11 protein-coding genes are annotated in these 8,118 nt (G+C 63.4%); all 11 read right to left on the bottom strand.

The window, feature by feature from the left end; translation table 11 throughout:
• Positions 1–116: 116 nt before the first annotated feature.
• Positions 117–809: a type 1 glutamine amidotransferase gene (locus A3764_RS10885; protein ID WP_067928216.1), complete on the bottom strand. Its 693-nt coding sequence runs from the start codon at positions 807–809 to the stop codon at positions 117–119.
• 3 nt (positions 810–812) lie between these two features.
• Positions 813–2,147: a glutamine synthetase family protein gene (locus A3764_RS10880; protein WP_067928214.1), complete on the bottom strand. Its 1,335-nt coding sequence runs from the start codon at positions 2,145–2,147 to the stop codon at positions 813–815.
• Positions 2,148–2,248: 101 nt separating this feature from the next.
• Positions 2,249–3,055: an ABC transporter permease gene (locus A3764_RS10875; RefSeq protein WP_067928211.1), complete on the bottom strand. Its 807-nt coding sequence runs from the start codon at positions 3,053–3,055 to the stop codon at positions 2,249–2,251.
• On the bottom strand, positions 3,052–3,933 hold the full coding sequence (locus tag A3764_RS10870; RefSeq protein WP_067928208.1) for an ABC transporter permease: 882 nt from the start codon (positions 3,931–3,933) through the stop codon (positions 3,052–3,054). The genes A3764_RS10875 and A3764_RS10870 overlap by 4 nt, the downstream gene beginning before the upstream one ends.
• 95 nt (positions 3,934–4,028) lie before the next feature.
• On the bottom strand, positions 4,029–4,760 hold the full coding sequence (locus tag A3764_RS10865; RefSeq protein WP_067928205.1) for a transporter substrate-binding domain-containing protein: 732 nt from the start codon (positions 4,758–4,760) through the stop codon (positions 4,029–4,031).
• Between the two features lie 27 nt (positions 4,761–4,787).
• On the bottom strand, positions 4,788–5,564 hold the full coding sequence (locus A3764_RS10860; RefSeq protein ID WP_067928201.1) for an ABC transporter ATP-binding protein: 777 nt from the start codon (positions 5,562–5,564) through the stop codon (positions 4,788–4,790).
• A gap of 99 nt (positions 5,565–5,663) precedes the next feature.
• Positions 5,664–6,104, bottom strand: a complete 441-nt coding sequence (locus tag A3764_RS10855; protein WP_067928238.1) for a tellurite resistance TerB family protein — start codon at positions 6,102–6,104, stop codon at positions 5,664–5,666.
• A 101-nt stretch (positions 6,105–6,205) separates the two neighbouring features.
• Entirely contained in the window at positions 6,206–6,643 is a 438-nt protein-coding gene (locus tag A3764_RS10850; protein ID WP_067928198.1) for a tellurite resistance TerB family protein, read from the bottom strand.
• A gap of 72 nt (positions 6,644–6,715) precedes the next feature.
• Complete coding sequence (locus tag A3764_RS10845; protein WP_067928194.1) at positions 6,716–7,009, bottom strand: DUF1330 domain-containing protein; 294 nt, start codon at positions 7,007–7,009, stop codon at positions 6,716–6,718.
• Positions 7,009–7,812, bottom strand: a complete 804-nt coding sequence (locus A3764_RS10840) for a 23S rRNA (adenine(2030)-N(6))-methyltransferase RlmJ (protein ID WP_067928190.1) — start codon at positions 7,810–7,812, stop codon at positions 7,009–7,011. The genes A3764_RS10845 and A3764_RS10840 overlap by 1 nt, the downstream gene beginning before the upstream one ends.
• Positions 7,813–7,909: 97 nt before the next feature.
• Positions 7,910–8,118: glutamine amidotransferase-related protein (locus A3764_RS10835; protein ID WP_443069377.1), on the bottom strand; the 209-nt coding region annotated here is incomplete at its 5' end.

Here is an 8,118-nt window from a genome sequence, read left to right as displayed (position 1 = left end):
CGCCTTGCCGCGTGCGATCCCCGGTAGATCGGGAATGATACATTCCACTTCGTCGAGGCGTTTGCCATCGAGGTATTGCCGTGCCGATGCGGGGAGTTCATCCATCCAGTCGGCCATCAGGGCCTCTCTTTCTTTCGGTTTTCCTTGAAGAACGCGGCCATGCGGTCCGCGACGGTTGCATTGTCGATGGGGGCGTCCAGCAACGCGCTGGCTTCCTGCAACTGGTGATCGGGTACGACACCCTTGCCCCGGGTCTTGATCAAACCGTCGATGAAATCGTGGTTAAATTCGGGATGCGGCTGGATCGTCCAGATGCTGTCACCGTAAAGCAGGGCCGCGTTTTCGCAAAAGTCGGAAGAACCGATGACCTGTGCCCCTTCGGGCCGTTCGACGACCTGATCCTGATGCCAGGCGTTGAGCGCCACGCGGTTCCCTTCCAGTTCATATTCCGTGCGGCCCACGGACCAGCCGCCCGCGAATTTCTCGACCTTGCCGCCAAGGGCCTGTGCGATGATCTGGTGGCCGAAGCAGACGCCGATCATGGGGCGACCGTCATCGCGGGTTTCGCGGATGAACTCTTCGAGCGGCGGGATCCAGTCATGCGGCTCATACGCCCCGTGTTTCGAGCCGGTGATGAGCCAGCCGTCGGCTTGGCCTACGTCATCGGGGAATTCATTGTCCACGACGGACCAGATCTGAAAGTCGAAGTCGTGCCCGGCGAGCAGCTTGGTGAACATCTGGCCGTAATCGCCCAGCTTCTCCTTGAAGTCGTCCGGGGAATGGCCTGTCTGAAGGATGCCGATTTTCATGGATCACACCGTATCGAGATAGATCTCGACCTGTTCCTGGGGGGTCAGTTCCTGCATGTAATGCAATTCCTGCCGCTTGGTGAGGACGAAGTTGCGGATAAGCTCGGGCGCGAAGATGCGCGCGACCTCGGGGCTGGCCTCGAAGGCGTCGATGGCGCTTTGCCAGTCGCCGGGAATCTGGGGCAGGTTGGCGGCATAGGCGTTGCCGGTAATGGGGGCGGGGGGTTCCACCTCGTCCTCGATCCCGTTCATCGCGGCACCCAGCACGGCGGCCAGCATCAGATAGGGGTTCACATCGCCGCCCGACACGCGGTGTTCGATCCGCCGCGCCTTGTGGCTGCCCGAAGGGATGCGGATGGAGGAGGTGCGGTTTTCATAGGCCCATGAGATACCCGTGGGCGCATGGGCGCCGGGCACCATGCGGTCAAAGCTGTTGAGATGCGGCGCGAAGACAAGGGCGCAGCCCGACATCGCGTTCATGCAACCGGCGACCGCGTGGCGCATCATCGCTGTGCCTTCGGGGCCGCCGTTGTCGAAGACGTTCTCGCCCTCGGTATCCAGCACCGAAAAATGCGTATGCAGGCCGGAGCCCGAATAATCCTCGTAAGGTTTGGCCATGAAGCTGGCGGCAAAGCCGTGACGGCGGGCAAGGCCCTTCACCAGCATCTTGAAGAGCCAGGCATCGTCGGCGGCGCGCAGCGCGTCGTCGCAATGCATCAGATTGATCTCGAACTGGCCCAGCCCCGCTTCGGAAATGGCGGTATCGGCGGGAATATCCATCTCTTCGCAGGCGTCGTAGAGATCGGTGAAGAATTCATCGAACTGGTCGAGTGCGCGGATCGAAAGCGTCTCGGCGGCCTTGCGGCGCTTGCCGGATCGGGGTGAGAGCGGCACCTGCAACTTGCGGCCCGAATCGTCGATCAGGAAGAATTCCAGTTCCACCGCGCAGACGGGGGTGAGGCCGCGTTCGCGGTAGCGGTCGAGCACGGCACGCAGGGCATGGCGCGGATCGCCCGCATAGGGGCGGCCGTCTTCGTGGAACATCCAGATCGGCAGCAGCGCGGTGGGCGCATCGAGCCACGGCATGGGCATGAAGCCCCGCTCCGTCGGTTTCAGCACGCCGTCGGCGTCGCCCGAATCGAACACCAGCGGGCTGTCGTCGATGTCTTCGCCCCAGATGTCGAGGTTCAGCACCGACATGGGAAAACGGGTGCCTTCGGTCGTGACCTTGTCGGCAAAACGGGTGGGGATGCGTTTGCCACGGGCCTGCCCGTTCAGATCGGCCGCGGCCACGCGGATCGTCCGGACCTGAGGATGCTTACGGAGCCAGTTGTTCATACGTCACCTGTAAGGCGGTGGGCATGAGAAATGCGGCTTGGCCGGGGCGGCGAAGGGCATCCGACGCCCACGCGCCGGATAATTTGATCAAATGTTGGATACTACCGGATCAGATTGGGACGCAAGCGAATTTTGCGCCGGTTTGCCTGCGGCAGATGCCGGTTCAACCGGGCGTTGACCGCACCGAAGGCCGCGATGACGCAAATTGTCAGCAGGATGAAATAGCCTGCGAGGATCGGATAGGGGATGAAGGGATTGAACGTCTTGTCCGCGAAATAGCTCGCGTAATAGAGCGCATCGCCGCGCTGCTGCCATGCCGGGAACCCGGTGAAGAACACCAGCGTCGTGGCATGGAAGAGAAAGATCGCCTCGTTCGTGTAGGCGGGCCAGGCCAGCCGCAACATGGTGGGCCAGATCACCCGCTTGAACCTTGTCCAGCCGGTCAGACCGTAGGCATCCGCGGCTTCCACGTCTCCCTTGGGGATGGATTGCAGCGCGCCATAGAAAATCTCACCCGAGTAGGCGGCGGTGTTGCAGAAGAGGACGATCAAAGCCCCCAGCCAAGCGGCGGTGAAGGGGTCGAAGAAGTCGTATTGGGATTTCAGAGTCAGAAAGAGGAAATAGCCGAAGAAGAACTGGATGAAGAGCGGCGAGCCGCGGAAGACGAAGATGAACCATTCCGCAGGCTTGCGCAGCCATAGGGACGATTGCGCCTTGCCCACCCCCAGCAAGGTAGCAAAGAAGAAACCTGTCACCAGTGCCACGACGCCGAAATAGATGTTCCAGATCATGCCGGAGCCGATCAGGGTGAACTGCTCGCACAGGGTGAAATTGTCACGTGGCAGCAACCGCTCGCCGATCCCTACGGCGCGCAACCCGTAATCCTGTATCGTCTGAAGACAGCTCATGCGGCGCGCCTGCGCGCTTCGCCGCCGGTGGTGGCCTGACCGGTAGTCAGCCTGTCCATCAGCCGGTCGAGCACTTTTTCCGATACCCGGGTGAAGATCAGGTAAAAGACAAGAAGCCCGAGGAAATACCACATCCGCCAGTCGCCATGGGGATAATCGGTAAAGCGGGGCGTCTTCGAGCCGCCCAATTCGCGCGCCCAGTAGACGATATCCTCCACCCCCAGCAGGAACAGCAGCGGCGTGGCCTTGATCAGCACCATCCAGAGGTTCGACAGCCCCGGCAGCGCATAGACCCACATCTGCGGCACCAGCACGCGCCAGTAGGTCTGGCGCCGGGTCATGCCGTAGGCCGCGGCGGTTTCAAGCTGGGCATGGGGCACCGCGCGCATCGCCCCGAAGAGCACATTGGCGGCAAAGGCCCCGAACACGATGGAAAAGGTCAGGACGGCGAGGGCGAAACCATAGGTTTCATGCACCCATTGCGGCGCGTTCCCAAGCGGCATCTTGGCCGCCTGGCAGACGACGAAATCATTGCCCTGACGGATGGGCATGTCCCACCCGGGGCAGAGCGCTTTGTGGCGCAGGTATTCGATCCCCTGATCGAGGGCGATGACGAAGAACAGGAAAAAGGCGATGTCGGGCACGCCGCGCACGATGGCGATATAGGCCTTGCCCAGCCAGCGCAGGGGCGCGAACTGCGCCCGCGCGGCAGAAGCACCCGCAAACCCGAAGGCCAGCGCGACCGGGGCCGTGATCGCCAGCAGCACAAGCACGACGACCACCGATCCATAGAGCGCCATGTGCTTGCCCGTGGTCAGGTAGCAGCTGAGCCAGGTCAGGCCGTCCAGTTGCGAAGGATCTGCGCAGAAATCGAAAATGGCGGCGCTCGTGGGTCAGGACGGATATGAGTATTTGCGAAAGGGTGAAGGGGAAGGCCGCCTGGCCCTCCCCTCCGGAACCGCGCGGGGCGGGATCAGAAGGTGGCCGAACCCGGCAGGTGCTTCACGATCAGTTCGTTGAGCGTGCCGTCGTCCTTCATGGACTGGATGGCCGCGTTGAACTTCTCCCGCAGCTCACCGTCGCTTTCGCGGATGCCAAGGCCGATGCCGCCGCCCAGAAGCACGTCATCGCCCACGATGGAGAGATCCGCTTCTGCTTCCGCGATGGGTTCGAGGAACGCCTTGTCCGCCAGAACCGCATCGGCTTCGCCGTTCTTCACGGCGGCGATGGTTTCTTCGGGGGTTGCGAATTCAACCAGCGTGGCACCGTCCATGGAGGCGATGTGGCTCGCCTGGATGGTGCCGGACTGGGCCGCGATCACGGCGTTCGACATGTCCACGTCATCGCTCATCGCGATGAAGGCGGAGGGGTCGGGCTGGGTGTAGGGATCGGAGAAATCGATGACCTCGTCACGCTCGTCCGTGATGGACATGCCCGCGATGATCACGTCGTAGTTGCCGGACACGAGGTTCGGGATGATGCTGTCCCAGTCGTTGGTGACCCATTCGCAGGTCAGCTCCGCCCGGACGCAGAGCTCATCGCCCAGCTCGCGCTCGAAACCGGCGACTTCGCCGTTGTCGTCAAGGAAGTTGTAGGGGGGGTAGGCGCCTTCGGTGCCGAGGCGCACGGTCTTCATATGCGCATCCGCAAAGGCGGTGCCCGCTGTCAGGGCCAGTGCCGTGGTGGCAAGCAGAATAGTCTTCATGTGGTTTCTCCCGTTGAAGTTTCTTGGTTATGCAGCCTGCGTGGAAGACAGGAATCCACGCAGACGTTCCGATTCGGGCGCGCCGAAGAGTGTTTCCGGCGGGCCCTGTTCCTCGATCAGTCCCTGATGCAGGAACACGACATGGTCCGACACATCGGCGGCCAGTTTCATGTCATGGGTCACGATGATCATGGTGCGGCCTTCGGCGGCCAGATCCTTGATCACCTTGACGACCTCCTGCTCCAATTCGGGATCGAGCGCCGATGTCGGTTCGTCGAAAAGCAGCGCCTCGGGCTCCATGCAGAGCGCGCGCGCGATGGCGGCGCGCTGCTGCTGGCCGCCCGAAAGCTGTGCGGGGTAGACATCGCATTTGTCGCCGATGCCCACCTTGTCGAGATAGCCGCGCGCGGCCTGCTCCACCTCCGCGCGGTCACGGCCCAACACGGTAACGGGCGCTTCCATCACGTTCTGCAGGATCGTCATATGCGCCCACAGATTGAACTGCTGGAACACCATCGACAGGTTCGTGCGGATGCGCAGCACCTGTTTTGCATCTGCCGGGCGGCGGTGATGGCTGCTGCCTTTCCAACTGACGGGTTCGCCCTTGAACCGAATCTCGCCTTGCTGGCTGTCTTCGAGCAGGTTGCAGCAACGCAGCAGAGTCGACTTGCCGGACCCGGATGAGCCAATCAGCGACAGTACATGCCCGCGCGGGGCCGTCATACTGACGCCCTTGAGAACCTCAAGAGCGCCGTAGGCCTTGTGCAGATCATGTATTTCGATGACGGGGGTTTCGGATGTCACACGGGCGCCGTTACTGGTTTCAAGGCGCTATAAAGAGGCAAAAAGCCGGGGTTTGCAACGTGAATCCCGGCAAATGAAGGCGAACCTCACGTCGCCTGTTCAGCCGCGCGCCTCGACCCGCTGGCGCGCCATGGCGCTGTCGGGATCGGTGATGCCCAGCAGGCTGGAGACGAGCCGCAGCAGCGCGTCCTCCTCATCGGCCCGGTCGCCGTCTGCCAGCACCACGGACCACATCGCTTCGATCACCGACAGGCGCTGTTCATAGGGCACCGCATCCTTGATGGCGCGGGTGAAACGCACGGTGTCGGGGGCCTGCGCCTCCAGCGCCTCGGCCTCGCCACGCAGGGTCTGTGCGGCCTCCGGCTGGAGGGCATAGCGTTTCTGCACGATCTGGTCGATACGCGCGCGCTCGCGCGCGGCGTAGTCATTGTCGGCGCGGGCGACGCGGACAAGCAGGGCGGTCAGGGCTAGGCGGGCATCGTCATCGGCCAGCGGCGCCTGATCGGGCTGGGACAGCCGTTTGAGGAAATCAGCAAACATGACCGCCATATAGGCCAGCGGAGGGCCAAGGCAAAGCGTCTGCGTCGCACTTTCTCATGATTAAAAATACTTCGGGGGTCCGGGGGCTGGCCCCCGCTGCGCTAGAGCGACTTCAGCGCGTCGTCACGGGCCGCGCGGATGTCTTCATCGGTGAGGCCGAGGGCGGTTTCGATGGCGAGAAGCTGTATCTCTTCTTCCTCATGCCGGTGCCCGTCGGCCAGCGCGATGGACCACATGGCGCGACCCAGTGCCTTGCGATCGGCGTAGTCGACTTCTTCGCGCACGATACGGATATATTCCGGCGTGCCCGGGGCATCGCGTTCCAGGGCCTCGCAACTGGCACGCAGGCGCGCGGCCTCCAGCGGTTTGAGCCCGAAGGTCCGCGCGAGGATCCGGTCGATCTGGCCGACCTCGTCCGCACGGTAGTCCCGGTCGGCGAAGGCCACGCGCACCAGCAGCGCGCCCAGGGCCAACTGCGGCGTCGGCTGGGGCAGGGGCGCCTTGGCGACCTTTCGGCGGGGGAAGAGACGGCTGAACATGGGCCCTGTTAGCCTAGTTCGGGACGAATGCCCAAGCGCTATTTTGCAAGGGCCCGCCGCTCCGGCGGCCAATCATCCGTCGTAGCCTTCCACGATGATGAGCGTGCCGTCCGACACGTCGAGCCGGATGTCGCGCGCGGCCTGATAAGCGGGGCTTTCATAGCAGGCGACGGCTTCGGCGTAGCTCGGGAACTCGATCACGACGGTACGGGGGCGCGCCGCGCCCTCGCGGCCTTGCTGGGTGCCGCCGCGCACCAGAAACTTCGCGCCGAATTCGGCGAAGGGTTTGGCGTTGGCGCGGCGGTAACGGTCGTAGACGTCAGTGTCATGTACCGTCATGTTCGCGATCCAGTATCCTTTCGGCATCATGTTCTCCGGTGTGTTGGGGCAGGCTTGAGGGTGTCGAATATCGGGTTCAGGCGGCGCGCCGCCTCGGCCATGCCGAAGGGCGGGTTCAGCGCGAAAATGCCGGAGCCCACCATGCCGTGACCCGGTCGTGCGGGCGGAAAGCGCACCTCGTGGCGCAGCGCATCCGGGTGCGCGGCCATCAGCGCCTTGATCATCGGTGCATGTGCCCCGGAGGTCAGGACCGGATACCACAGCAGGATCACGCCCACGTTCCACGCGCGGTGCAGCTTCGCGATATGGCGGGGGATGTCGTCGTAGTCTGTCTTGATCTCGTAGCTGGGGTCAATCAGCAGCAGGCCCCGCCGGGGGGTCGGCGGGCACTGGGCATAGGCCATGTCGAACCCGTCCATCCGGTGACAGCGGGCGGGGTAGGGCGACATGGCAAGATCGAGCGCCGCGTGCTCCTGCGGATGCAACTCGGCCAGATCGATCCTGTCGTCCGGGCGCAGCAACCTTGCGGCCAGCAGGGGGGAGCCGGGATAGGCGCGCGGCCCGTGGTCTGCGCGAATACCTTCAAGGGCGCGGCGATAGGGGTGATCGGCGGGCAGGCGGTCCTCGATCCGTTCGATGCCTTGCGCGGCCTCGCCGGTCTTTTCGGCCTCGGCATCGGACAGGTCGTAGAGCGCGCGGCCCGCGTGGGTTTCCAGATAGCTGAGCGGTTTGTCCTTGCGCGTCATATAGGCAAGGACCCATGCCAGCAGGGCGTGCTTGTGCACATCCGCGAGGTTTCCGGCATGATAGATATGTTGGTAGGACAGCACGGAAGCAGGAATACCGCCTTGGCGGGCAGGTGCAACGGGAATGCACCGTTCCTGCCACCCCTTCGGCGGCGAATCGCGATCCGGGGCGCGGGGCGGGTCAGACCAGCCGGGACATGTCCTTCGCGGCGCGGATGAAATCGGAAAACAGCGGATGCGGCGCGAAAGGCTTCGACTTCAGTTCCGGGTGGAACTGCACGCCGATGAACCACGGATGATCGGACCATTCCACGATCTCCGGCAGGCGACCGTCGGGGGACATGCCGGAAAAGCACAGGCCCGCTTCNTCAAGCTGTTCGCGGTAGGAAA

It is taken from the genome of Sulfitobacter sp. HI0129, assembly GCF_001635395.1.
In the GTDB taxonomy this organism is placed as follows: Bacteria; Pseudomonadota; Alphaproteobacteria; order Rhodobacterales; family Rhodobacteraceae; genus Sulfitobacter.
The sequence above is the reverse complement of the archived record's forward strand: the minus strand, read 5'-3'. Positions and strand labels throughout refer to the sequence as shown.

What these genes read in the sequence shown, in the direction of transcription:
- A3764_RS10850 (WP_067928198.1), bottom strand. Translation starts at nt 6,643, where the DNA reads ATGTTCAGCCGTCTCTTCCCCCGCCGAAAGGTCGCCAAGGCGCCCCTG.
- A3764_RS10885 (WP_067928216.1), bottom strand. Translation starts at nt 809, where the DNA reads ATGAAAATCGGCATCCTTCAGACAGGCCATTCCCCGGACGACTTCAAG.
- A3764_RS10845 (WP_067928194.1), bottom strand. Translation starts at nt 7,009, where the DNA reads ATGCCGAAAGGATACTGGATCGCGAACATGACGGTACATGACACTGAC.
- A3764_RS10855 (WP_067928238.1), bottom strand. Translation starts at nt 6,104, where the DNA reads ATGTTTGCTGATTTCCTCAAACGGCTGTCCCAGCCCGATCAGGCGCCG.
- A3764_RS10880 (WP_067928214.1), bottom strand. Translation starts at nt 2,147, where the DNA reads ATGAACAACTGGCTCCGTAAGCATCCTCAGGTCCGGACGATCCGCGTG.
- A3764_RS10875 (WP_067928211.1), bottom strand. Translation starts at nt 3,055, where the DNA reads ATGAGCTGTCTTCAGACGATACAGGATTACGGGTTGCGCGCCGTAGGG.
- A3764_RS10865 (WP_067928205.1), bottom strand. Translation starts at nt 4,760, where the DNA reads ATGAAGACTATTCTGCTTGCCACCACGGCACTGGCCCTGACAGCGGGC.